The organism is Altererythrobacter sp. C41, from assembly GCF_016803135.1.
GTDB lineage: Bacteria > Pseudomonadota > Alphaproteobacteria > Sphingomonadales > Sphingomonadaceae > Pelagerythrobacter.
Genome location: NZ_JAEVFE010000003.1, coordinates 102,630 through 127,352, shown reverse-complemented (window position 1 = coordinate 127,352; position 24,723 = coordinate 102,630). Strand labels below are relative to the sequence as shown.

The 24,723-nt window shown below is 66.1% G+C and carries 18 protein-coding genes; 8 read left to right on the top strand and 10 right to left on the bottom strand.

Annotated elements, in window-relative coordinates; genetic code table 11:
- Positions 1 to 14 precede the first annotated feature (14 nt).
- The 4 genes from JNO53_RS07530 to JNO53_RS07515 form a co-directional block, all read right to left on the bottom strand.
- Positions 15 to 299 (bottom strand): type IV secretion system protein VirB3, encoded by a 285-nt coding sequence (locus JNO53_RS07530; RefSeq protein ID WP_119514376.1) that lies wholly within the window; start codon positions 297 to 299, stop codon positions 15 to 17.
- Position 300: 1 nt separating this feature from the next.
- Positions 301 to 603: a TrbC/VirB2 family protein gene (locus JNO53_RS07525; protein ID WP_203109287.1), complete on the bottom strand. Its 303-nt coding sequence runs from the start codon at positions 601 to 603 to the stop codon at positions 301 to 303.
- Between the two features lie 3 nt (positions 604 to 606).
- Positions 607 to 1,221 carry a lytic transglycosylase domain-containing protein gene (locus JNO53_RS07520; protein WP_238401736.1) on the bottom strand — a complete coding sequence of 205 codons (615 nt, stop codon included), beginning with the start codon at positions 1,219 to 1,221 and terminating at the stop codon, positions 607 to 609.
- A gap of 162 nt (positions 1,222 to 1,383) precedes the next feature.
- Positions 1,384 to 1,743, bottom strand: a complete 360-nt coding sequence (locus JNO53_RS07515) for a hypothetical protein (RefSeq protein ID WP_203109285.1) — start codon at positions 1,741 to 1,743, stop codon at positions 1,384 to 1,386.
- 276 nt (positions 1,744 to 2,019) lie between these two features.
- Between JNO53_RS07515 and JNO53_RS07510 the strand changes: the two genes are divergently transcribed.
- On the top strand, positions 2,020 to 3,555 hold the full coding sequence (locus tag JNO53_RS07510) for a hypothetical protein (protein ID WP_203109283.1): 1,536 nt from the start codon (positions 2,020 to 2,022) through the stop codon (positions 3,553 to 3,555).
- A gap of 112 nt (positions 3,556 to 3,667) precedes the next feature.
- Positions 3,668 to 6,343 carry a TonB-dependent receptor domain-containing protein gene (locus tag JNO53_RS07505; RefSeq protein WP_203109282.1) on the top strand — a complete coding sequence of 892 codons (2,676 nt, stop codon included), beginning with the start codon at positions 3,668 to 3,670 and terminating at the stop codon, positions 6,341 to 6,343.
- 58 nt (positions 6,344 to 6,401) lie between these two features.
- Here JNO53_RS07505 and JNO53_RS07500 read toward each other — a convergent pair whose 3' ends face one another.
- The gene (locus JNO53_RS07500) at positions 6,402 to 7,076 is read right to left on the bottom strand and encodes a response regulator transcription factor (protein WP_338015322.1); all 675 of its coding nucleotides are present in this window, start codon (positions 7,074 to 7,076) and stop codon (positions 6,402 to 6,404) included.
- A gap of 115 nt (positions 7,077 to 7,191) precedes the next feature.
- Here JNO53_RS07500 and JNO53_RS07495 point away from each other — a divergent pair, with 115 nt between their 5' ends.
- Both JNO53_RS07495 and ribB read left to right on the top strand, forming a co-directional pair.
- Positions 7,192 to 7,959, top strand: a complete 768-nt coding sequence (locus JNO53_RS07495) for a Crp/Fnr family transcriptional regulator (protein ID WP_203109280.1) — start codon at positions 7,192 to 7,194, stop codon at positions 7,957 to 7,959.
- A 70-nt stretch (positions 7,960 to 8,029) separates the two neighbouring features.
- Positions 8,030 to 9,325, top strand: coding sequence for a 3,4-dihydroxy-2-butanone-4-phosphate synthase (gene ribB, locus JNO53_RS07490; protein ID WP_203109278.1), 1,296 nt, complete (start codon positions 8,030 to 8,032; stop codon positions 9,323 to 9,325).
- A gap of 13 nt (positions 9,326 to 9,338) precedes the next feature.
- On the opposite strand, the gene JNO53_RS07485 is transcribed toward ribB, so the two are convergent.
- Genes JNO53_RS07485 through JNO53_RS07475 form a run of 3 tightly spaced genes read right to left on the bottom strand, consistent with a single transcriptional unit; the run spans position 9,339 to position 12,440 of the window.
- Positions 9,339 to 10,502, bottom strand: a complete 1,164-nt coding sequence (locus JNO53_RS07485; RefSeq protein WP_203109275.1) for an acyl-CoA dehydrogenase family protein — start codon at positions 10,500 to 10,502, stop codon at positions 9,339 to 9,341.
- A 26-nt stretch (positions 10,503 to 10,528) separates the two neighbouring features.
- Positions 10,529 to 11,677 carry a CoA transferase gene (locus tag JNO53_RS07480; RefSeq protein ID WP_203109273.1) on the bottom strand — a complete coding sequence of 383 codons (1,149 nt, stop codon included), beginning with the start codon at positions 11,675 to 11,677 and terminating at the stop codon, positions 10,529 to 10,531.
- 1 nt (position 11,678) lies between these two features.
- Positions 11,679 to 12,440 (bottom strand): crotonase/enoyl-CoA hydratase family protein, encoded by a 762-nt coding sequence (locus JNO53_RS07475; RefSeq protein ID WP_203109271.1) that lies wholly within the window; start codon positions 12,438 to 12,440, stop codon positions 11,679 to 11,681.
- A 104-nt stretch (positions 12,441 to 12,544) separates the two neighbouring features.
- On the opposite strand from JNO53_RS07475, the gene JNO53_RS07470 reads away from it, so the two are divergent.
- From JNO53_RS07470 to JNO53_RS07460, 3 genes are read left to right on the top strand one after another with little or no spacing between them, the layout of a single operon-like run.
- Positions 12,545 to 13,813 (top strand): acetyl-CoA C-acetyltransferase, encoded by a 1,269-nt coding sequence (locus JNO53_RS07470; protein WP_203109269.1) that lies wholly within the window; start codon positions 12,545 to 12,547, stop codon positions 13,811 to 13,813.
- 10 nt (positions 13,814 to 13,823) lie between these two features.
- Entirely contained in the window at positions 13,824 to 14,693 is an 870-nt protein-coding gene (locus JNO53_RS07465; RefSeq protein WP_203109267.1) for an alpha/beta fold hydrolase, read from the top strand.
- A gap of 13 nt (positions 14,694 to 14,706) precedes the next feature.
- The gene (locus JNO53_RS07460; RefSeq protein WP_203109265.1) at positions 14,707 to 15,876 is read left to right on the top strand and encodes an acyl-CoA dehydrogenase family protein; all 1,170 of its coding nucleotides are present in this window, start codon (positions 14,707 to 14,709) and stop codon (positions 15,874 to 15,876) included.
- A 73-nt stretch (positions 15,877 to 15,949) separates the two neighbouring features.
- Here the strand turns inward: JNO53_RS07460 and JNO53_RS07455 are convergent, their stop codons facing one another.
- The gene (locus JNO53_RS07455; protein ID WP_203109263.1) at positions 15,950 to 21,301 is read right to left on the bottom strand and encodes an autotransporter domain-containing protein; all 5,352 of its coding nucleotides are present in this window, start codon (positions 21,299 to 21,301) and stop codon (positions 15,950 to 15,952) included.
- Positions 21,302 to 21,559: 258 nt separating this feature from the next.
- Here JNO53_RS07455 and JNO53_RS07450 point away from each other — a divergent pair, with 258 nt between their 5' ends.
- Positions 21,560 to 23,812: an ATP-binding protein gene (locus JNO53_RS07450; protein WP_203109256.1), complete on the top strand. Its 2,253-nt coding sequence runs from the start codon at positions 21,560 to 21,562 to the stop codon at positions 23,810 to 23,812.
- On the opposite strand, the gene JNO53_RS07445 is transcribed toward JNO53_RS07450, so the two are convergent.
- On the bottom strand, positions 23,798 to 24,415 hold the full coding sequence (locus tag JNO53_RS07445; RefSeq protein WP_203109254.1) for a response regulator transcription factor: 618 nt from the start codon (positions 24,413 to 24,415) through the stop codon (positions 23,798 to 23,800). The two genes, JNO53_RS07450 and JNO53_RS07445, sit on opposite strands and share 15 nt — an antisense overlap.
- Between the last annotated feature and the right edge of the window lie 308 nt (positions 24,416 to 24,723).

Below are 24,723 nucleotides of genomic sequence, written 5' to 3'. Positions count from 1 at the left end.
CCCTTCCAGGTCCGTCACGCGGCGTAGCTGTTGCAGCCCCAGCGCTTCCAGTTCTTCACCCGCGGGCACTTCGAAACCTTCGTGATCCACAGGTCGAACACGCGGGGCTCCCGCAGGCACGCGAAATAGCCGATGCCGTGAATGACGAGCGCGGCGGGCAGCGCGAGGAAGCTGCCCGTGATCAGGAACAGCTCGGTCGTCACCGCCGCGTTGATGATGAAGAAGTTGTACGTCACCCCCGCGAACATCTGCGGCCGTGTGAGGGCGCGATGGACGGGGTGGCGGACGAGCTGGTCCACCTCAGGCCCCCGCCGCCTGCTGGATGCCGGCGACGATCGAGGCGGCGCCGAACAGGATGAAGCAGCCGATGATCACCGTTGCACCGAAACGCCAGTTCATGCGGCCGGTCAGCATCAGGAACCCGACCGCTGCGACCGCCATCACGGCGACCGCCGTAGCGACATTGCCCAGAAGCGTTCCCTGGAGCCAGCCGAGCGCAGCGACGATCGGCCCCGATCCCTGCGGGTCGGCGACGGCCTGCGCGTAAGCGGCTGTCGGAGCGGAAAGTGCGGCCAGGGCCGAAAGACGGACGATCGAACGCATGAGTTACTGAACCTCGCGGGAATGGTTGGAAAGGCGGCCCATGATGGCCGCGACATAAGTCTTGGTCTCGCGGATCTCGGGCACACCGCCGGCGCGCTCGACCCGCCCCGGACCGGCGTTGTAGGCGGCGAGCGCCTTCTCCAGGTCGCCGTCGAAACGATCGAGCTGCGCGCGCAGGTAGCGTGCGCCGCCCTCGAGATTGGCAAAGGGATCGGCCGGATCGACGCCGAGTTCGCGCGCCGTGGCGGGCATGAGCTGGGCAAGACCCCGCGCCCCGACGGGCGAGACCGCATTCGCGCGCCAGCGGCTCTCCTGCCACACCAGCGCCTCGATCAGCGCGGGGCTGAGATCGAACCGGCGGGCGAGTTCCTGCACTTTGGCGGCGTAGAGGTCGGGGACGATGGACGCATGCCGCGCAGGCATGGCCACGGCCTCGCTGGGTACAGCGTAGTCCGCCGAAAGCTCGATCGCGTCGCCCTCTGCCGCCGCGGACGCCTGATCGCCCGCGATCCAGCGCGCGCCGTCAGCGTCAATTTCCATGACGTCCGCCTGCGCCGGCGCTGCCGTCACGGCCATGCCCGCCGCAAGCGCCAGACATGGCGACCATTTGAGAATCATCGAACCCTCCGTCCGACCTCCTTGCGCACACTACATGACAAGCTGGTGACAGCAAGATGGACGCGATCGGACGGGCTCGCCGCAGCAGCATCGCCGCCCAGGAGATTGCCTGGGACGCGGCGGACAAGCTGCGAAGTTCCGCCTCCTAGCAGCGCCGCGGTATCAGCGCATGGTCATGCGGCTATGACTCGCGAATTCCCCGCGGTCGAGCATGCGCAGCGCGCGGCGTGCCAGGTCGCGCGAGTCGACCCACTCGCCACCGGCGAGCTCGAGCCGCATCGCGGCGTCGCTGCCGGCGACTTCGCGGAACATCCGGCGCGCTTCCTGCTCACGCCCCTCGCGCGCGTGCGCGATCCCCAGGTTGATAAGGCGAGCCGGATCGTCGCGGTCGAGCCGGTCGTTCGCCTCGATCCGCTCGATCGCGACGTCGTTGCGCTCCGCGATGAGTTCCTCGGAACCAACGTCCATCGCGACACCGCTCTGAGCCAGGATGAGCACTGCGGCTCCAGCCAGAATACTCATTTCATCTTCTCCCAATGCTTCATTTACTCGCCGAATTTCTCATAGAGTTTGTCTATCTGCAACATAAATGAAACAATGTCATCGTTGTGTAACAAACGACGTGGGATCATTTTTCACCCATGTCATTTCTGACACTTCTTTGTCGTATTTCAGTCATATAACTAATAGTATTTTCTGCAAAGAAACTGTCACGGGGCGGTCCTACCTCGCGAGTCGCGATCTCGATTTCGCATCTGTCGATTCTTCGGTTTTTTGAGGGGACCGCTCGCTGTGAAAATGCTCCAACGATCCATCATGCTCGGCTGCGGCCTGGTCGTTCTGACCGGCTGCGGCGCCGACGAAATCAGCTCGCCCGGCACGGGCGGCAATGTCATCGTCAACCCGCCGACGAGCCCGCCGCCCCCACCGCCGCCGCCCCCGCCGCCGTCCACCGTGTCGCCGGCTGCCGGTTGCCCGACGATCGCGGCCTCCCCGGGGCTCACCGACAAGGGTACGATTACCGGGCCGACCGGCGAATATCGGGTCTGCGCGCTGCCGAGCCGGCTCACCGCATCCTCCACGCTCCCGTACGTCGAAGGCCTGCTCTACCAGCTCGACGGCCGTGTCGACGTGGGCACCGACGGTGGCCCCGTCCCCAGCGACGCCGACACCGACGTCACGCTCACGGTCGAGCCGGGTGTGACCTTCTTTGCCAGCGGCCCCTCGTTCCTGATGGTCAACCGCGGCAACCAGATCAACGCCGTCGGCACCGCCGAGATGCCGATCGTCTTCACCAGCCGCGACAACGTTCTTGGCCTGAACAACCAGAACTCCTCGGGCCAGTGGGGCGGCGTCGTGCTCGCCGGCCGTGCGCCTGTCACCGACTGCACCGTGGCCCCCGAGGCCACCCCGGGCTCCGCAAGCTGTGAGCGGCAGGTCGAAGGCGCTTCTCAGGCGGCGCACTTCGGCGGCGCGACCGACGACGACAGCTCGGGCGTCATGCAGTATGTCCAGATCCGCTACTCGGGCTTCGTCCTTTCGGCCGATAACGAGCTGCAGTCGCTGACGACCGGCGGCACCGGCACCGGCACCGAACTCAGCCACATCATGAGCTACAACAGCTCCGACGACGGGGTGGAGTTCTTCGGCGGCTATGCCAACGTCAAGAACCTCATCGTGGTCGGTTCGGAAGACGACGCGCTCGACACCGACACGGGCGTTCGGGCGAACCTGCAGTACGTGATCGTCGCCAGCCGCGCGAATGCCGGGGACACGATCATCGAGGCTGACTCCAGCAACGAGAAGATTGCCGACCGGCCGCAGCAGAACACGCAGATCTCGAACGCAACGTTCATCTACAACGGCGCGACTCAGGACCAGGCGATCCGCATCCGCGGCGGCACCGATTATGCAATCGTCAATTCGGTGCTCGTCGATGCGACGGGGAACACCCCCTGCATCCGTATCGACGACACGGAAACGGTCGCTGCGGCGCCGACGTTCAACTCGTTCGTCATGGACTGCGCGACCGCTTTCCGCGACGGCGGCAGCGTGACCGCGGCCCAGACGCAGGGCATCTTCGAAGCCGGCTCGAACAACAACGCCGGCTACACCAGCACGCTGACCGGGCTCTTCATCAACGGTTCGAACGAAAGCGCCGTTGCGGCCTTCGACCCGACCGCGCTGTCGAGCTTCTTCGACAACGTCGATTACATCGGCGCCGTCCGCGACGCTTCGGACACCTGGTATGCGGGTTGGACCTGCAACTCGGCAACCGCCAGCTTCGGCGACAACGTCGGCGATTGCACCTCGCTGCCGGTCTACTCGTCGTAACGAGCAACAGAAAGGGAGGCGACCCGCTTTTCGGCGGGCCGCCTCCCACCTTTTTCAGGGCTTCGAGCCCGCAGCATTTCTCCGATTTTCGAGACGAAGGGGGTCTTCCACCATGTCCACCGGCAAGCAGTTGGCGGGGCTGCTCCTGCTCACCACAGCCCTCACGTTTCCGTGCGCCGCAATCGCGCAGGGAACCGTTGGCACGCCCGAAACCGGCGCGGAGGGCACACCCCCCGATCCGCAGAACGAGCAGGATGCCGCAGGAGCGGAGCAGGAAGCGGAGATCTCCATCCCCGGCGGTGGCGGCGAGATCATCGTCACCGGCCGCCGCAGGCAGGACGTGACCCGCAGCTCGACGCAGGTCGTATCGGTCCTCACCAGCGAGCAGATCGCGCGTACGGGCGAAGGCGACATCGCCGGTGCGCTCGGCCGCGTAACCGGCCTGTCGGTGCAGGGTCAGGGCTTCGTCTACGTCCGCGGCCTTGGCGACCGCTACTCGCTCGCGCTCCTCAACGGCCTTCCGTTGCCGAGCCCGCAGCCGCTCAGCCGCGTGGTGCCGCTCGACATCTTTCCCACCGATGTGGTCGCCTCCAGCCTCGTGCAGAAGACCTACTCGGCCAACTTCCCCGGCGAGTTCGGCGGCGGCGTGATCAACCTCACCACCCGCGCCATCCCGGAGGAAAGCTTCTTCGAGATCAGCGCCGGGATCAGCGGCGACGAACAGACCACCTTCTCGGGCGGCATCGACCAATACGGGTCGGACTTCGACTGGTTCGGCTTCGACGACGGCACCCGCGATACGCCGCCTGCCCTTCAGGAGTTCTTCGACAGCGGCCTGCGCATGACCGATCTCGAGGTCGACCAGCAGGCGATCGCGAAACAGCTCGGCAATCCGAACCTGGTCCTCACCCAGCGGGTCGACGAACTGCCCGTCAACTGGTCCGCCGGGCTGACCGCAGGGACCTCGTTCCCCGTCTTCGCCGATGGTGAGTTCGGCGTGATCGCGACGGCTGGAATCAGCAACAAGTGGCGCAACCGTTCGATCATTTCGCAGACGGCGCGGAACGCCGATCTCGATCTGAACACCGATTTCCGCGATTTCGTCACCGACAACCGGATGCTGGTAAATGGCCTTCTGGGCTTCGGCCTGGAGGTCGGGGGCCACACGTTCCGCTGGACCAACCTCTACATCCGCGACAGCCTCAAGCAGTCGCGCCTCGCCTTGGGCGAGGATTTCCAGGACGGCGACAGCGAGTTCCAGCAGGACACCGCCTGGTACGAGCGGCAGCTCATCGACAGCCAGCTCGTGGCCGAGCTGGAGTTCGGCAACCTCGACGTGGACCTTCGCGGCGGTTACGCGCAGACGCAGCGCGAGGCGCCTTACGAATACAGCTTCACCTACGTGCGGACGAACAACGAGAACGATCCGCTCGGCGATATTTTCGTCAACGTGCTCGATCGCCAGCGCGGCAGCGGGTCAGTCGCATTCTCGGAACTCAAGGAAGATCTGTGGTACGGCGGGATCGACGTCGGCTATCCGATCACCGACTGGCTGCGCCTGACGGCCGGTTACGCCTACACCGACACCAGCCGCTATTCGGAGCGGCGTGAGTTCCTGTTCGATGCCGACACCGGCTTCGAAGACGCCGTAGGTGCATTGCGGCCCGATCTCCTGCTCGGGGATGCGGTGATCGATTACTACGGCATCGGCCTGATCGAGACGACGCAGTCCGACCCGGCTTTCAGAGCCGGGCTCGAGATCCAGGCCGGCTACGTCCAGTCGCGCATCAATCCGCTGGAAGGGGTCACGCTCGACCTCGGCGTGCGCTACGAGGACGCCAAGCAGACAGTGAACCCGGTCGAAGTGTTCGCCACGCCGATCAATTCGGCGAGCTCGACGCTTCTGCGGAACGACTACTATCTGCCCGCGGGCACGCTGACCTGGGAAGTGACCGATTCGCTTCAGGCCCGGATCAGCGCCTCGAAGACGATCGCGCGGCCGCAGTTCCGCGAACTGATCTTCCAGACCTACTACGATCCGGAAACCAACCGGCAGTACAACGGCAACCCGATGCTGATCGATAGCGAGCTGACCAATCTGGAAGGCCGGCTCGAATATTACTTCGGCAACGGCAGCCGCGCGTCGCTGGCAGGGTTCTACAAGGACATCGAGAACCCGATCGAGGTGTTCTCAGCCTTCTCCGACAACGTGCAGGTCAGCGGCTTCGCCAATGCGCCGAAGGCGCAGCTCTACGGCGCCGAGCTGGAGTTCCAGTACAACCACGATCTCGTCGGATGGGGCGGCTGGTTCGACAGCAAACGCGCAATTGCGGTGGCGAACTACACCTACACCCAGTCCGAGATCAAAGTGTCACCGGGCGATGTGACCTGGGTGTTCCCGAGCGGCGAACGGCCCGCGACGGACTTCTTCCGCGACGGCGTGCCGCTGACGGGCCAGTCGGACCATCTGGTCAACCTGCAGCTCGGCATCGAGGATCTCGACCGTCTGCAGCAGTTTACCTTCCTCCTCTCATACGCGAGCGACCGGGTAACGGCGCGCGGCACCTCGAGCCTTCCCGACATCGTCGAGGATCCGGGCCTGCGGGTGGATTTCGTCTACCGGCAGGAACTCGATCTGTTCCGCCAGCCCGTCGAACTGAAGCTGGAGGCGCGCAACATCTTCGGGCGCGATCACTTCGAATATCAGTCGAACGGCACGAACCGGATCGAGATCAACAGCTACGAGGTCGGGCAAAGCTTCGCGCTGTCGCTTTCGACCGAATTCTAACCAACCTCTCAGTCCACCCTACTGACGGGCCGCCTTCGGGCGGCCCGTTCTTTTTTGGTCAGGGTGCGTCGAGGACGTAGCCGAGCGAACGGACCGTGCGCAGCAGGCTGTCCGCCCCGGCGGACTTGAGCGCGCGGCGCAGGCGTCCGATCCACACGTCGACCGTCCGCTCGTCGATCGGCGGATCGACTTTGCCGAGGCCGGCGATCAGTTCTCCGCGCGAGAGGACCTGGTTCGGATTCTCCGCGAAGTAGCGCAGCAGGCGAAGCTCGTTCGGACGCAGCAGGATGGGCTTGCCGCTCCAGCGCGCCTGTTGCGCAGCCAGGTCGATCGCGAGATCACCCAGATCGATGCGCTGCGCATGATGGCGTTTGCGCTGGTGGGAATGGAGCGCGAGCACGCGATCAAGTACGGCCGTTCGATCCAGCGGACCGATCATGTAATCGTCGGCCCCGGCCCGCAGCGCGCGCCGGCGGTCCTCGATATCGTCGCTTTCCAGCACCATCGTCACGTGCGCGGCGGTCGTCCGCGGGTCGGCGCGCAAGCGGCGGCACATCTCGAGCCCCGCGAGATCGTCCATGACCCAGTCGACGAAAGCCCAGATGGGGCCATCGACGAGCTGTCGCGGCCCGTCCGGATAGAGGCGCGCAAAAGCAAACCGCGTGCCGGCCTGCTCGAAACCCTCGAGCGTCTCGGCGAGCTCGTCGGTCAGGAAAATGTTGATCGCGTCCACAGCGGCAAGTCCCCTTGTCGCTTTCGGCTTGCCCCGTGCTTGTGACGGGTTGGTGACAGGGGAATGTCGGGCCTGCAGCTCGGAACCGCGGCGGTGACGGCGCGTAGTCGCTACGATGAAAGGCGAACTCGAGCGCTATCCGTTGACCGGTCGATTCCTGATGGGGCGCCTTCGTCAGGCGATGTCGGACCGTGAGAAGGACATTCTCGAAAGCTGCATCACCGACGTGCGCGAATACGATGACGGGCACCGCATCCTCGCTCGCGGCGAGGTGTGCGAGCGCAGCACGATGTTGATCGAAGGCTTCATCGTGCGCGCCATTCATGAGAACGACCGGCGTTATATCGTGGGGATGCAGGTGCCGGGCGATTTCGTCGACCTGCACGCGTTCGCGCTGAAGCGGCTCGATCACGACGTGGTGACCCTCGGCCCGGCCAAAGTCGGCACGGTGATGCACGAGCGTCTCATCGAACTCATGACGACCGAACCGCATCTGTCACGGGTGCTCTGGTTCTCGACCCTGCTGGACGCGGCCCTGCACCGGCAATGGCTGCTCAAGCTCGAGCAGCTCAAGGCCAACCGCCGGGTCGCGCATCTGCTGGCGGAGATCTGGCATCGCCTCGATATGGTCGGCCTTTCACGAACGGACGGCTTTCGCTCTCCGCTGACCCAGACCGATCTCGCGGACATGAGCGGGACGACCGCCGTGCACATGAACCGCGCGATCGGGGAACTGCGCCGGCTCGGGGTGGCGGACTTCCGGCGCGGGACGCTGACTTTCACCGATCGCGCCAAGCTCGAGGAACACGGTGACTTCGACCCCGCCTATCTCTATGGTCCTGGGGCGCTGCACATTGGCAGTTTGCTGAATACGCAGGACTGAAATCGGGCAGAATCACATTAAAATGTGATTTCTCATTGCAGAATCACATGGTGCTGTTTAAATGCAGCGCATGACCGAACTCAGCACAGCCGCCATCAAGCAGAAGATCCAGTCCCTTGTCGATGCCGGCAAGATGTCGCGCGCCGGCATCGCGCGCGCCGCGGGCCTGCACGCCAACACCTTGCGCGATTGCAGCGACGAGGGCTGGAATCCGACCGCCGACACGCTGGAGAAGCTGGCCGCGTTCCTCAAGGCGAACGACGATCGCCCGGTGCTCGCCACTATCGAGGAGATCATCGACGAGGCCCGCAACGGGCGCATGTTCGTGCTGGTGGACGACGAGGATCGGGAGAACGAGGGCGATCTGGTGATCCCCGCCCAGATGGCCACCCCGGCCGCGATCAACTTCATGGCGACTCACGGCAAGGGCCTCGTCTGCCTGTCGATGACCAAGGCGCGCTGCGACCAGCTCCGCCTGGAACCGATGAGCCGCAATAACCGGACCCGGCACGAAACGGCGTTCACCACCTCGATCGAGGCGCGCGAGGGCGTCACCACCGGGATCAGCGCGGCCGACCGCGCGCGCACGATCAGCGTTGCGATCGACGCGGCGCACGGGCCGGACGATATCGTGACGCCGGGTCATGTCTTCCCCCTCGTCGCGCGCGACGGCGGCGTGCTGGTCCGCGCCGGACATACCGAGGCGGCGGTCGATATCTCGCGCCTCGCCGGGCTCAATCCGTCGGGCGTGATCTGCGAGATCATGAACGACGACGGCACGATGGCGCGGCTCGACGACCTGATCGCCTTCGCCCGCCGTCATGACCTGAAGGTCGGCACGATCCGCGACCTCATCGCCTATCGCCGCAAGCACGACCATATGGTCGAGAAGCGCGCCGAGACCCGTTTCGCCAGTCGCTTCGGCGGCGCGTGGAACGCGATCGGCTTCCACAACAAGGCGACCGGCGACGATACGCTGGCGCTCGTCCTCGGCCGGATCGATCCGAGCAAGCCGACGCTCGTGCGCATGCACCTGCTCAATCCCTTCGCCGACATCTTCGGCGAGGATTCGCCGCGCGGCGGTCTCCTGCAGAAATCGATGGAGGCCATCGCCGCGGAAGGCGCCGGCGTGATCGTGGTGATCAACAAGTCGGCGGGCAAGGACATGACCGCGATCACCCGCCTTCATCGCGGCGAGCCGATCGAGCAGGATATCGAGGAGTTCCGCGACTACGGTGTAGGTGCGCAGATCCTCGCCGAACTGGGCGTGCACGACATGGAACTGCTGACCAACTCGCACCACTCGCTGGTGGCGCTCGAAGGCTACGGCCTGTCGATCGTCGGCAACCGCCCGTTCGAGGACTGAACCGGCCGCCCGCTTACATGGAGCGGGCGATCAGCATCTTCATGATCTCGTTCGAACCGCCGAAGATCCGCGTCACCCGGCTGTCGCGGAACATCTTCGCAATCGGGTACTCGTTGATGTAGCCCCAGCCGCCATGAAGCTGGAGGCACTTATCGACGACCTCCCCTTGCAGCTCCGTCAGCCAGTACTTGGCGATCGAAGCGGTCGTGACGTCGAGTTCGCCCTTCAGCAGCTTGGCGATGCAGTCGTTGAGGAAGACCTTGGCCGCTGTGCCTCGCGCCTTGAGGTCGGCGAGCACGAACTGCGTGTTCTGGAAGTCCCAGATCGTCTGCCCGAAGGCCTTGCGCTGCTTGACGTATTCGACCGTGCTGTCGAGCGCCTTCTCGATCGTGCTCATCGCGCCGACGGCGATCACCAGCCTCTCCTGCGGCAGCTCGCCCATGAGCTGGTAGAAGCCGCGCCCCTCCTGTCCGCCAAGGACGTTCTCGCCCGGGATGAAAACATCGTCGAAGAACAGCTCGCTGGTATCCGCCGCGTCCATCCCGATCTTGTCGAGCTTCTTGCCTCGCCGAAAACCTTCCGCTCCCTCTGTCTCGAGGCACATCAGGCTGATGCCCTTGGCGCGCTCGTTCGGGTTCGTCTTGGCGACGACGACGATGAAGTTCGCGAGCTGCCCGCTGGAGATGAAGGTCTTGGCGCCGTTGAGGCGGTAGCCGTTGCCGTCCTTCACCGCCGTCGTGGCGACGCTCTGCAAGTCCGAGCCCACGCCCGGCTCGGTCATTGCGATGGCCGAGATCAGCTCGCCCGAAACGAGCCGCGGCAGCCAGCGCTTCTTCTGCTCCTCCGTCCCGTGGCGAACGACATAGGGAAGGATGATCACGTTGTGCAGGCTCGCGGCGAACCCGTCGACGCCCTTCTCCGCCTGCTGGTCGAGCACGACCAGATCGTGCCGGAAATCGCCGCCGTGGCCGCCGTATTCCTCGGGCACCGTCATGCCGAGAATCCCCGCCGCGCCCGCTTCGGTCCAGAATTCGCGCTCGACCATGCCGTCTTCGCGCCACTTCTCGACCCGCTTCTCCGGCGCGTGCTGCTCGAAGAACTTGCCGACCGCATCCCTGAAGACCGCGATCTCCTCGTCCTGCATGAACTCTGGGTCGGGGACGTCGATAACGGGCATGAAAGTGTTCCTCTCCGGTTGTTCTGTCAGGCGATCGTGCCCGCTTCGCGCAGGGCGGCTATCTCGTCGGCATCCATGCCAAGCGTGGCGAGGATCGCGTCGCTATCGTGGCCGGGCATTGGGGCGGATCGGGGCTTGTCCGGCGCGGTCGCGGAATAGCGCGGCGCCGGCGCGGGCTGCACATCGCCGTCTACCTCGACGAATGTTTCCCGCGCCACGTTGTGCGGATGGCGGGCAGCCTCGCTCATGGTCAGCACCGGCGCGTAGCAGACGTCCGTGTGTTCCAGCAGCGCGTCCCATTCGTCGCGCGTTCTGGTCTTGAACAGTGCGGCGAGCCTGTCCTTGAGCATGCCCCACTTCGCGCGGTCGTGCTGAGCGTCGAAGTCGCGGTCGTCCTCCAGCCCGAGGAGACGGCGCAGCTCGGCGTAGAACTGCGGCTCGATGCTGCCGATGGAGACGAACTTGCCGTCGCCGGTCTCGTAGGTGTCGTAGAAGTGCGCGCCGGTATCCAGCATGTTGGCGCCGAGATCTTCCGACCAGACCCCCATGTTCTTCATGCCGTGGATCATGGCCATGAGCACCGCGGTGCCGTCGGTCATCGCCGCGTCGATCACCTGCCCTTCCCCGCCACGGGCGACGTTGAGCAGCGCAGACACCATGCCGAAAGCGAGCATCATGCCGCCGCCGCCGAAATCGCCGACCATGTTGATCGGCGGCGTCGGCTTGCCGCCCGCACGACCGTAGTGCGCCAGCGCGCCGGCGAGCGCGATATAGTTGATGTCGTGCCCGGCATAAGGAGCGTAGGGACCGGTCTGCCCCCACCCGGTCATGCGGCCATAGACGAGCTTCGGATTGTCCTGCAGCAGCACGTCGGGCCCGAGCCCGAGCCGCTCCATCACACCGGGCCGGAAGCCTTCGATAATTCCGTCCGCGCTGGCACAGAGCCTGCGCGCGAGCACCACGCCTTCGGCCGTCTTGAGGTTCAGCGCGATCGACTTGCGCCCGCGGGCCAGCACGTCGCCCGTCGCCACCGGCTGGGACCCGCCGCGCCCGCCGCTAGCGCGGTCGATGCGGATCACTTCCGCGCCGTGATCGGCCAGCATCATGCCGCAGAACGGCCCCGGCCCGATTCCGGCGAACTCGACGATGCGCAGCCCGGAGAGCGGGCCCGCCACGCTACTTGCCCTTCCAGTTCGGCTTGCGTTTCTCGGCGAAGGCGGCCGCGCCCTCGCGCGCGTCCTCGCTGACGAAGACCTGCCCGATCATCGGCCCCTGCCGATCGTAGCGCTCGTCCATCGGCCAGGCGCGGGATTCGCGGATGATCTGCTTGGACAGGCGCACAGCCAGTGGGCCGTTCTCCGCGATCCGGCCCGCCAGTTCGAGCGCACCGTCGAGCGCGGCCCCCTCGACCACGCGGTTGATCAGGCCGAGCTCGTAAGCGCGCGCGGCGTCGATGAAATCTCCGGTCAGCGCCAGCTCCATCGCGATCCGCTCCGGGATTTGGTCGGGCAGCATCATCACGCCCCCCGCCCCCGCGACGAGACCGCGCTTCACTTCCGGAATGCCGAACTTGGCTTGGCTGCTCGCGACGACCAGATCGCAGGCGATCATCAACTCAAGCCCGCCGGCAAGCGCATAGCCCTCCACCGCAGCGATCAGCGGCTTCTTCGGCGGTGCCTGAACAACGCCTCCGAACCCGCGCCCCTCGATCATCGGCGATTCGCCGCGCAGGAAGCCCTTGAGGTCCATCCCCGAGCAGAACGTGCCGCCCGCGCCGGTGAGAATGCCGACCCGCAGGTCGTCCTCCGCGTCGAGCCGGTCCATCGCCGCCGCGATCCCCTCGGCCGCCGCCTTGTTCATGGCGTTCTTCGCTTCGGGGCGGTTGATCGTGACGACCAGCACGCCGTCGCGCACCTCTGTCAGCAGCTCCTCGCTCATCCCATCCACTCCATTTCTTATCGAAACTGTTCTTGTGCCCTTGCTGGCCAAGCTTTACGCATGCGTCAACCGATTTACGGAAAACGAACGGAAGGATTGCTGCAATGGGCGAGGCCTACATCATCGACGCGGTGCGGACCCCGCGGGGTATCGGCAAGGTGGGCAAGGGCGCGCTCGCGCACATGCACCCGCAGCACCTCGCTGCGACGGTGCTCAAGGCCATTGCGGAGCGCAATTCGCTCGACACGAAAGACGTCGACGACGTGATCTGGTCGACCAGCACGCAGAAGGGCAAGCAGGGCGGCGACCTGGGCCGGATGGCGGCGCTCGACGCCGGCTACGACATCACGAGCTCGGGCATGACGCTCGACCGCTTCTGCGGCGGCGGGATCACCAGCGTGAACCTTGCCGCGGCGCAGGTGATGAGCGGCATGGCCGATCTCGTCGTTGCCGGCGGCACCGAGATGATGAGCTATACCGCCTCCTCCACGCAGGAGGAGATGCAGGCGGGCATCATGCCGCTGGGCATGGGTTCGGGCAACGCGCGACTGCGCCAGGTCCACCCGCAGAGCCATCAGGGCGTGTGCGGCGACGCGATCGCGACGATCGAGGGCTTCACCCGCGAGGAGCTCGACGCGCTCGCGCTGCGCAGCCAGGAGAACGCCGCGCGCGCGATCGAGGAAGGCCGGTTCGACAAGTCGCTTGTCACGGTGGTGGACGATCAGGGCAACGTGGTGCTCGAGCGCGAGGAATTCCCCCGTCCGCAGACGACGGCGGAAGGGCTCGCGGAGCTCCAGCCCAGCTTTGCCAAGATCGCGCAGACCCCGCTCGACAAGCAGGGCACGACCTTCGCCGGGCTGGTCACGCAGAAGTACCCCGACCTCGAGATCAAGCACTTCCACCATGCGGGCAACAGCTCTGGCGTAGTGGACGGCGCAGCGGCGGTTCTTCTGGCGAGCAAGGACTATGCGCAGAGCCACGGTCTCAAGCCGCGCGCGCGGATCGTCGCCACGGCCAATCAGGGCGACGACCCGACGCTGATGCTCAACGCCCCGGTTCCGGCGGCGAAGAAAGTGCTCGCCAAGGCGGGTTTGACCAAGGATGACATCGACCTGTGGGAGATCAACGAGGCCTTCGCCGTCGTCGCGGCGAAGTTCATCCGCGACCTCGACCTGCCCGAGGACAAGGTGAACGTGAACGGCGGCGCCATCGCGCTCGGCCACCCCATCGGCGCGACCGGATCGATCCTGATCGGCACCGCGCTCGACGAGCTCGAACGCACGGGCGGGCGCTATGCGCTGGTGACGATGTGCGCGGCAGGCGGCATGGCGCCCGCAATCGTGATCGAGCGCGTCGAAGACTTCGTGGACTGAGGGGGCGCACATGGACCTGATCGGCCCCGTCTCGCGCAGCTATATCTCGCAGCGCACCAAGCTGCATTACGCCGACTGGGGCAATCCCGAGGCACCGCCGCTGATCCTGCTCCACGGCGGGCGCGACCACTGCCGGAGCTGGGACTGGACCGCGAAGGCGCTGCGGGGCGACTGGCACGTGATCTGCCCCGATCTGCGCGGCCACGGCGACAGCGGGTGGAGCCGCACCGGCCATTACCAGGTGATGGGCTACGTCTTCGACCTGCTGCAGCTGGTGCTGCTCAACGATCTGGCGCCGGTCACGATCGTGGCGCACTCGCTCGGCGGCAACGTCGCGCTGCGCTTCACCGGCCTCTATCCGGACAAAGTGCGCAAGCTCGTCGCGATCGAGGGGCTGGGCTCCTCCCCCGAACGGCAGGCGGAGCGCGAGGCGATGGGACCGGAGAAGATCTGGGGCGACTATTTCGAGAAGAAGCGCGAGGCGGCCGCCCGCCAGCCGCGCCGCTATGCCACGTTCGAGGATGCGCTGAGCCGCATGCACGAGGCGAACAGCTACCTTTCGGCGGAACAGGCGCTCCACCTCACCCAGCACGCGGTGATGCGCAACGAGGACGGCACGTTCAGCTGGAAGTTCGACCCGCACGTCCACGCCTGGCCGCCGGAGGACATGACCTACCGCCAGATGGAAGCGCTGTGGAACCGGATCGAGTGCCCGACCCGCCTGATCTACGGCAACGACAGCTGGGCGTCGAACCCGGCGAAGGACGGGCGCATCGCGCATTTCCGCACCGCCACCGTGACTGACTACGACAACGCCGGTCACTGGGTGCACCACGACCGCTTCGACGACTTCCTGGCGGAACTGCGCGAATTCCTCTGAGCGGCGGAGCATCATGAACCTCAGCCCTTACGACACAGAGGACTTTCCCGAGATCCGCGAAGGCGTGCGGCGGCTCTGCGCGCAGTTTCCCGGCGAATACTGGCGCAAGCTCGACGCGGCGCGCGAATATCCGACCGCGTTCGTGCGCGCGCTGACCGAGGCCGGCTATCTCTCGGTCCTGATCCCCGAGGAATACGGCGGCTCCGGCCTCGGCCTTTCGGCGGCTGCCGCGATCCTCGAGACGATCCAGGCGGAGGGGTGCAACGGCGGCGCCTGCCACGCGCAGATGTACATCATGGGCACGATCCTGCGGCACGGGTCGGAGGAGCAGAAGCGCGAATACCTGCCCCGGATTGCCAGCGGCGAGCTGCGCCTCCAGGCCTTCGGCGTCACCGAGCCGACCAGCGGCACCGACACGACCGCGCTGCGCACCACGGCCGTGCGCGACGGGGACGAATACGTCGTCAACGGACAGAAGATCTGGACCAGCCGCGCCGAGCATTCGGACTTGATGCTGCTGCTCGCGCGCACGACCCCGCGCGAGCAGGTGGCGAAGAAGACCGATGGCCTTTCTACCTTCATCGTCGACATGCGCGAGGTTGCTGGCAAGTCGCTGACGATCCGGCCGATCCGCACGATGATGAACCACGCGACGACCGAGGTGTTCTTCGACAACATGCGCATTCCGGCGAGTGCGCTGGTGGGAGAGGAAGGCAAGGGCTTCCGCTACATCCTTTCGGGCATGAATGCGGAGCGGACGCTGATCGCCGCCGAATGCGTCGGCGATGCCAAGTGGTTCCTCGCCAGGGCGAGCGTCTATGCGAAGGAGCGGCAGGTCTTCGGCCGTCCGATCGGGGCGAACCAGGGCGTATCCTTTCCCATCGCCCGCGCCTACGCCAACATGCGCGCGGCCGAGCTCATGGCGCGCGAGGCGGCGCGGCTCTATGAAGCGGGCAAGCCGATGGGCGCGGAGGCGAACATGGCGAAGATGCTCGCGGCCGACGCCTCGGTCGAGGCGGGCAATGCCTGCATCCAGACGCACGGCGGGTTCGGCTTCGCCGAGGAGTACGACGTGGAGCGCAAGTTCCGCGAGACGCGCCTCTACCAGGTGGCGCCGATCTCGACCAACCTGATCCTCTCCTACCTCGCCGAGCACGTGCTCGGCATGCCGCGCAGCTACTGATCCACGAAGCCGGATACGAAAAGGGCCGGAGCGGCATTGCCGCCCCGGCCCTCCGCCGTCCGGGTTCAAACCGTCAGAAGACGAACCGCGCCATCACCCGCGCACCGTGGCTGGTGCGGTCCGAGGCGAGCGTTCCGGAGTAGGCCGCGCCGATGGTGAAGGCGCCCGAGGTGTAGTCGAAGCCCGCCTCGACCTCGGCCGAGTCCTTCGGGATCTCCGCGCCGACGACCGAGAACACCGGCCCGCCCGCGGCGAACTGCGACGAGAGCCGTGCCGTGCGGTCGCCGAAGGCGTGGCTCCACGCCGCCGAGAGATAGGGCTGGAAGCCCCGCTGGCCGGCGTTGAAGCGGGCCTTGGCGCCGAGGCTGAGGAAGGTCGTCTCCTGATCCGCCTTGGCCACTTCGAGTGCCGCCGTGCCGCCGGTTTCGGCGAAAGCATCGCTCTCCGTGCTGACGTGCGCCAGGCGGGCGAACGGCGTGATCGCGGTGGTCCCCGCCATCATGTCGTAGCCGAGCTCGCCGAACACCTGCAGCGTGGTCGCATCGCGGTCCGAAGTCAGCGTCTGGCTCAGCGGAGCGCCGGTGACGGACCGGGTGGTCTCAACCTCGTGCCAGGCATAGGCGATACCTGCCGCGCCGTGGAAGCCGCCTGCGGCTCCGACGGTGCCATGGGCAGCGAGGTACTTGCTGTCGACACTGGCCGCATCGCTGCGTCCGTCGCGGTTGAAGTCCGACCCGCCGATGCCGCCCGAAAGCGCAACCGCGAAGCGTTCGCCGCCGAAGCCGACGCCGGCGACGAGGCCCTTGTGGTCGGTCTCCATGCCGAAGTTGTCCGCGCTTCCGTCGAAGTCGCCCCAGCCGCCGAAGGCCGAGCCCCAGACGAAGGTGCCGGCAGCCTCCGGTGCGGCCATGCCCAGCAGAGCATTGCGCAGATGGCGGCTGTCGTCGGTGAGGCCCGCCAGCGTGCTGGCGTTGATCTCGCCCGACAGGTCGCCGAAGGTGGTGCTGGCGGTGGCCGCGTTCTGCGTGAGCACCCCTTCGAACAGCGGGTTGTCGATACCGAGCGCCTGGACCGCTCCGGCGACGGCCACCTGGTTGGCGTTGGTGGCGACGTCCGCGAAGTCGACGTCGTTGCGATAGAGCGAGAGCGTGACTTCGTTGGCGCCGTAGCGGAGCAGCGGATCGAGGAACGCAAGGTCGGTGGTCACCGAACCGAAGGTGCCGGTGACCCCTTCCGCGCCCGTCAGGATGACGTAGTCGGTGCGCGGAGCATAGTTGCCCTCCTCGGCCAGGACCGAGACGCTGGCCGTGCTGGCGATCGTCACCTCGCCGGTGGCGTCGACCCGGTCGGCCTGACCCGCGGCGTTGACCTCGACCTCGTAGATCGAGCCGGCGGCGAAGTTCAGGTCGCCATCGACGGTCAGGCGGCCGATCGAGTTGCCCGGCGCCAGCGTGCCGTCGTCGCCGACTTGCGTGTCACCGACCGAGCCGTTGCCGCCCAGCGTGCCGCCTGCATTGACCGTCACATTCGAGACGATCGAGCCGTTGACCGCCAGCTTGCCGCCATTGACTTCGGTCGGGCCGGTGTAAGTGTTGGTGCCCGTCAGGTTGAGGATACCGTCACCCTGCTTGACGATTCCGCCGAGTCCGCCGATCGCGCCGGCGAATTCGGTGTTCTCCTCCTGATCGACCGTGAGCGTCTGCTCGCCCAGTTCGACTGTGGCTTCCTCTTCGCCTTCGAGACCGCCGACCGTCTGGTCGTTGCCCGTGATGTCGAGGGTGCCGCCGTCGCCGAGGTTGAAGTCGGTGCCGGGATCGATGATCCCGCCGATCCGCACGGAGCCGCCGAAGATGTTGGTGACGCCCTGGAAGGCGTAGTCACCCTCGAAGGTCAGCACCCCTTCCCCGCGCTTGTCGAGCACGCCCGATCCGGAGAAGGCGCCGAGGAAGTCGTAATCGTCGGAGCGGTTGAACACGAAGCGGCCGTTGTTGACGATGTCGCCGCTGAACGTGCCTTCGGTGCCGCCGGCGCCAAGTTCGAAGTAGCCGTCGCCCGCCGTCGTGACGTCGCCCTGCAAAGTGCCCGTGAGGACGAGGCCGCCGTTCGAGATGGTCGTTCCGCCGGTGTAGGTCAGCGTGTCGGTATCGACGGTGAACACGGCCTCGCCGATCAGTTCGATCCCGCCGGTTCCATCGATGGTCAGCGTGTCGAGCTGCGAAACGAGGTCGTCCTCGCTGAAGTTGAGCACGAGCAGGCCGTCGGTCGTGACCGCCGAGGTCAGGATCGGCGAGCTCAGGCCGTCCTCGCCGAGATCGACTTCGTTGACCTGGAGCGCGCCCGCCTCGCCGATGGTGACGGTAGCGAATTCGCCCACCATGCCTGCGGTCGTCCAGTAACCCGACGCCACGTCGAGAGTTTCGAAACCGATGGAGGCGCCGAGTTGCTGCTCCTCCGTCAGTTCGAGGACATCGCCTTCGAGCGTCAGGCTGTCGACGCCCTCTCCGGCATCGACCATGCCTTCGATATTGCTGCCGGTCCGCAGCGTGACGCTGTCGTCGAAGCCGCCGAGCAGGACCGCGACGCCGCTTCCGCCGCTAATCGTTCCCGCATTGTCGAGAACGACCGGGCCGCTGCCGTCGCCCCAGACCCCCAGCTGGCCGCCGGAGATTGCGCCGGTGTTCGTCAGCGCCGCGTTGCCGAAATTGCCCAGGATCACGCCATGGCTCTCACCGGCGATCGTGCCGCTGTTAGCGACGGTCGCTTCGTCGAAGAAGCCGGCCACGGCTGCGCCGAAGTCGCCCGCGCCGGAGATCGTGCCGCTGTTCGTCAGCGTTGCAACCCGTGTCACTTCGGTGGGACTTTCGACCGCTTCTACGACCACGCCGAACGTCGCCCCCGAGATCGTGCCACTGTTGGTGAGCGTCCCCATGTCCGTCGCCAGGATCACCGCACCGTAGCCGGTGGTGCCGGTGATCGTGCCGCTGTTGGCGATGGTCCCGGTTATGCCGGTCTCACCCTCGATACCCTGCGGCTGGATGAGCACGCCGCCCGCACCTTCGCCGGTGATCGTGCCGGCATTCTCGATCGTGCCGCCGCCCGAGAGGATCGCGCCGAAGCGCGTACCGGTGACCGCACCGCCCGCCGCGTTGGTCAGGACTGCCGCGTAGCCGTCGGCCGGCTGACCTTCATAGCGGAACATCGACACGCCGTCGGAAAGGTCGCTACCCTCGCCGGTGATCGTGCCGCTGTTGGCAACCGTGCCGCCGCCGATCAGGCGCACGCCATCGTTGCTCTCGCCCAGGATCGTGCCACTGTTGGTCACTTGCGTGCCGACGGCCAGACCGATGAGTTCGTTGATCTCGGCATCGAACAGATAAGCCGTGGTGATGCCGGCCGCCCCGCCCGAAATCGTGCCGCTGTTGGTCACGCTGGAATCGGCGGTCGCGATCGTGATGCCCGCGTCCGGCGGCGCGTCGAAGCCGTCGTAGGCGCCATTGCCGCGGATCGTGCCGGCGTTGACGATCGTCATCGTGCCTTCCGAGCCGCCATAGATGCCCGAAGTAGCGCCCTCGATCACACCGGCGGCTTCGTTCGTGATGGTGAGGTCGCCGCTCGACCCCTGCATCACGCCTTCGGCAAACGCGCTGGTGATCGTGCCGCTGTTGGTCAGCGTCGCGGTGGCGAGGTCGCTGCCAAAGCCGACGCCGAAACCGTTCGTGTACGTGCCGCCGAAATCGCCGGTGCCGTCGATCGTCCCACTGTTGACGACCGCCGCGACCAGGTCGCTGCGGTCCTGCTCGCTGTCGAGTGCAGTGCCCTGAAGGAAGACACCGCCCGCAACGCCGGTGATCGCCCCGGCATTATCCACCGAGCCGCCGCCCGAGAAGATCACGCCGAAGCGCTCGCCGTCGATCTCGCCGCCGGCCTGGTTGACGACAGAAGCACTGAAGTCCTCATTCGCCTGATCGGCGAAGGCATACATCGACACGCCATCCGCAAAGGGCGCGCCTTCGCCCGCGATCGTCCCGCTGTTGGTGACCGTGCCGCCGCCGATCAGGCGCACACCGTCGTTGCTTTCGCCTACGATCGTGCCGCTGTTGGTCACCTGCGTGCCCACGGCGAGGCCGACAACATCGCCGATCGCCTCATCGTAGACGTAAGCCGAGGTGATCCCGCCGCCGGCGCCGGTGATGGTGCCGCTGTTCGTCACGCTGGAGGTCGCAGTGGCGATGGTGATCCCGGCGTCCGGCGGCGCATCGAAGCCGTCGTAAGCGCCATTGCCGCGGATGGTGCCGGCGTTGACGATCGTCATGGTGCCTTCCGAGCCGCCGTAGATGCCCGACGTGCCGCCCTCGATCACGCCGCCTTCCTCGTTGGTGATCGTCAGATCGGCAAGCGAGCCCTGGCTGACACCTTCGGCAAATGCGCTCATGATCGTGCCGCTGTTGGTCAGCGTGGCCGTATCGAGATTGCTGCCGAAGCTTACGCCCATGCCGCCGGCCCAGGTTCCACCGAAATTACCCGTGCCGCTGATCGTGCCGCTGTTGGTCAGCGTACCGGTCTGACCTTCGCGCTCCACCCCGTCGAGTGCGTTGCCCTGGATGAAGACGCCCTGCCCTTCGCCGGTGATCGTGCCTGCGTTCGTCACCGTGCCGCCGCTCGACAGCGCCGCGCCGGAGCGGATGCCCGAAATCACTCCGCCTTCCTCGTTGATCAGCGTGCCCGTGTAGCCCGCGAGATCCTGATCGTTGTGGGCGAAGATCGAGACGCCGTCGGTCCCGCCGAAGGCGTTCTGCGTCTGCCCCTGGATCGTGCCCGAGTTGGTCAGGGTGCCACCGCCGGCGAGGCGGATGCCGTCGTCATTCTCGCCGGTGATCGTGCCGCTGTTGACGACGGTGGTGTCTGCGATCGTGCCGGTCAGCGTATCGGTTTCCGGATCGTAGACCGGGTAAGTCACCACGCCGAACTGCGCGCCGGAAATCTCGCCGCTGTTGGTGATGGTCGAGCTCGTGCCGGACAGGCTGACGCCGCCGTCGGGCGGCGCGCTGACGCCGTCCCCCCGGCCGTCGCCGCGGATGCTGCCCGCGTTGGTCAGCGCCACGCCGCCGGTCTCCGCTCTCACGCCCGAGGTCGCGCCCGCGATCTCGGCCCCTGCGGTATTCTCGATCTCGAGCGTCGCATCGGCGGGCGTCGCCGCATAGACACCTTCGCGCACGGTGCCGCGGATCGTGCCGTGGTTCTCGATCCTGCCGACATCCGCATCGGCGTAGACGCCGACCTCACCCTCGACCGTCTCGCCTTCCGCCACCGTGATCACCTGCGGTTCGGGCGCGTCCTGCGCCTGAGCAGCGGGCGTCAGTTGCAGGATGGCAAGGCCTGCGACTGCGCTGGTTGCCAGAAGATGCGACTTGGATAATTTCGTCATGGCAGAAAACTCCCCCTGAATTCGTGCACGTGCGCGGAAACGCCGCCCGAAGCGCGCCCATGCGCGCTCCGCCATTCGTTCCGCTCTGTTCGTTGCGCCCCTGACCGACAGGTGCCGGCCCATTAAAATTTGTCGGCGTGAGCTAGTTCACGCAAACACTTGTCGTCTACCCAATGAATTTTAGGGTGATTCGCGGGTTCTGGGGGGAACCACGGCATGCAAGGTGACAGGGATTCGAAACGGGGGGCGTTTCACCTGGTGAGAGCGTGGATCGCTGCCGCGGTGCTGCTCGCGCTGACGGGGCTATCGGGGCCGGCGGCCATGGCGCAGGACTCGCTGCCCGCCGTCCAACTGCATGCGGGGAGCGACGCACCCGCCATCGCGCCTTACATCCGCTACACCCGCGATGGAGGCGACATCGCCGCCCGCCCGCCAGCCGAGGTGGTTGCCGGCGCGTCGGAGCGGCTTGATGGCCGCGGAGTCCATTTCGGCCCGCCTGGGGATCGCACCACCGTCGCGCTCAAGGTCCGCAACGCCGGAACGGTGGCAGGAAGCTGGATCCTCACCACAGGGCGCGGATCGCTGAGCCACTTCCGCCTCTACGAAGTGGAGGACGGACGGCTGGAGCTGCTGGTCGATGGCACCGATCCCGAGGCCGCGCGCGAGAACCTGCGAACCTATCAGGCCTTCAGCACCGAACTGGCGCTGGAGCCCGGGCAGGAGAAGACGATCCTGATCGACTTCCTGTCGGAAAACTCGACCTACATGCCCCTGCGGATCGAGACCTACGGCACGTTCTTCAAGGATCGGCGCGCGAACATCGCGATGGTGTCGGGCGTGGTTCTGGGCGTCGCCGTGCTGATCTTCCTCAATTTCATGTTCTTCTCGATCACGGGCCACCGCGAGTTCGTGTGGCTGGCCGTGGCGGAGGGATTCTTCGCGCTCAACACGATCCATTCGGAAGGCTATTTCACGATCTTCTTCCTGCCCGACGCGCCGCTGCTGGGCGTCGCGATCGAGGATTCGATCAAGTGCGCCTTCGCGGTGGCGATGGCGCAGTTCGCCCGCAGCTTCGTGCGCACGGCCGCGACTTTCCCGCGGCGCGATCTGGTCCTCAAGACGCTGATCGCGGCCGGGCTCGCGGTGATCGTGCTTCAGGCGGGCCTCGCGGTTTACGACCAGGCGTTCCGCGAGATGCTGCATATCGGCACCTGGTTCATCACCGTCGCCGTCGCGCTGTTCCTGCCGTTCATCGGGTTTGCCGCCATGCGCCAGATCGGGCGTCAGTTATGGCCGCTGCTGGTCGGCTGGGGCAGCCTTGCGCTGTTCATCATCTATGCGGCGATCGCATCGATGGGCGTGTTTACCTGGCTGCCGGTCAACTGGCACCTTGCCGGTCCCATCGGGCTGTTCGAATCCATCATGGTCACGCTGGCGCTGGGGCTCAATCTGAAGAAGATTCGGGCCGCCCAGCAGGAAGCCGATGCGAACTACGCCCGGTCGATGGCGGAGCGGCTGGCGATCAGCGAACGTGCGAAGCAACTGGCCGAAGAGAAGGCTTTCGCGCTCGCAACGGTGAACAGCCAGAACGCGCTGCTCCATGCCTCGGGCCACGACAGCCGACAGGTCATCCTCGCGCTCAACAGCGCCATCGACGTGCTCAAACGCAGCGACGAAACCGGCGCGCACCGGGAGCTGACCGAAATCCTGCAAAGCTCGTCCAATTACCTGAGCGAGATCGCCGCGACGACCATCTCGGGCGCCGCGATCGTGGGCAACGAGTCGGGCTTCATCGCGCTCAGCGCCTTCAAGGGGCAGGCGCTGATCGAGCCACTGCTGATGATGTTCCGGACGCTGTTCGCGGGCAAGAGCCTGACGCTGACCTCCGAGGTGGACGATCATGCGATCATCGTGTCCGATCGGCCGATGCTCATGCGGGCGCTCGCGAACCTGCTGAGCAACAGCTATCATTATACCGAAGCCGGTGGCGCTACCGTCTCGCTGCGGATCGACGCGACGCGGGCAATCATCGAGATCGCCGACACCGGCGTGGGCATGACGCCGGCCATGGTCCGGCAACTTGCCGACGATGCCGTGCCCCGCGCCCGCGAGGAAGGCGCCGGGCAGGGGACCGGCTCCGGCTTCCGCTCCGCCAGACGGCTGATCGAGCGCCTTTCGGGGTCGCTGGAAATCATCTCGTCCGGTCCCGCGGGCACCCGGGTTCGGATCGTCCTGCCCTGCGCGCAGCTCGCCGTCACGCCCTGCACCACGAGCGAGCTCGATGGCGCCCTGCCGGGTTGGCGCGTGCTGGATTTCGACCGGCGGGACGCGTTCCGGGCCGCGCTCAAGTCGGCCGCGGTCCCGCAGACGCGGGTCGCCGCGGCAACTTACGACGATACGACCGTCACGCGTGGGCGGCTGAGCGAGACGGTCGGCATGATGCTGATCAAGCCGCTCTGCCGCGAGATGCGCGACCATCCGGCTCTCGCGGCGGTGTCAGAGGAGGTTTAGCTCCTGCGCGCGCTCCACGATCTTGCGGTTGTTCGATACGTCGAGCTTGCGCCGCAGCTCGGCGATATGGAACGAGACGGTCGGCTGCGCGATCGACAGCCGATAGGAGATCTCCTTGTTGCTTTCCCCCTGCGCCAGATAGTGCAGGATCGCCATCTGGCGTGAGGAAAGCGCGACCGGCGCTTCCGCCAGCCGGCTGAGGCCCTCCCGCATCTGCGGGGAGACATAGACGTCGCCGGCAAGCGCCGCTTCGCAGGCGGCGATGATCTCGTCCGGCGGATCGGCCTTGCTCACGACTCCGCGCGCGCCGAGCTTCAACGCGTAGTCGATCTCCTGGAACTGGCTTTCGCCGGTCAGGATGATCACCGTCATGTCGCGCGAGCCGACGATCTCCGCGAGGACGTTCACCCCGCGCACGTCCGGCATGTTGAGGTCGAGGATGACGATGTCGACCGGCTGCGACTGGACGAAGGCGCTGGCCGTGGCCCCGCGATCGAGCGCCTCGACGATCTCGTACTTGTCGTGCCGGGAGAACAGCAGGCGCAGACCGCTTTGCGTGATCGGATGGTCGTCGACGATGAGAATGCTGTGCTTGGTGGTCATCGCGGCATCCGCTGTGGCAATTCAGGCGATCTGCCTCGTAAGCCGCGGAAGGTGCAAGCCCCAATAATTCTTGGGTTTAGCGCGTTGCTCTCCCCTGTGGCTCGACACTGCAAGTGCATCACCAAGCAGCAACTCTAATATTTGTTATAATTCATCGAAGTAGATCGGGCGCGGCCGCCAAACAGTTCGTCCCGCGTGCAGGGAACTTCGTCGCCCGGCTGTCATTTCTTTTGGCATGACGCCGAGTGTGGAGCCCGCGGACCTTGGTGCTGATCGAACGATCGAGTCGCTGAAGTGCCGCTCCTCTC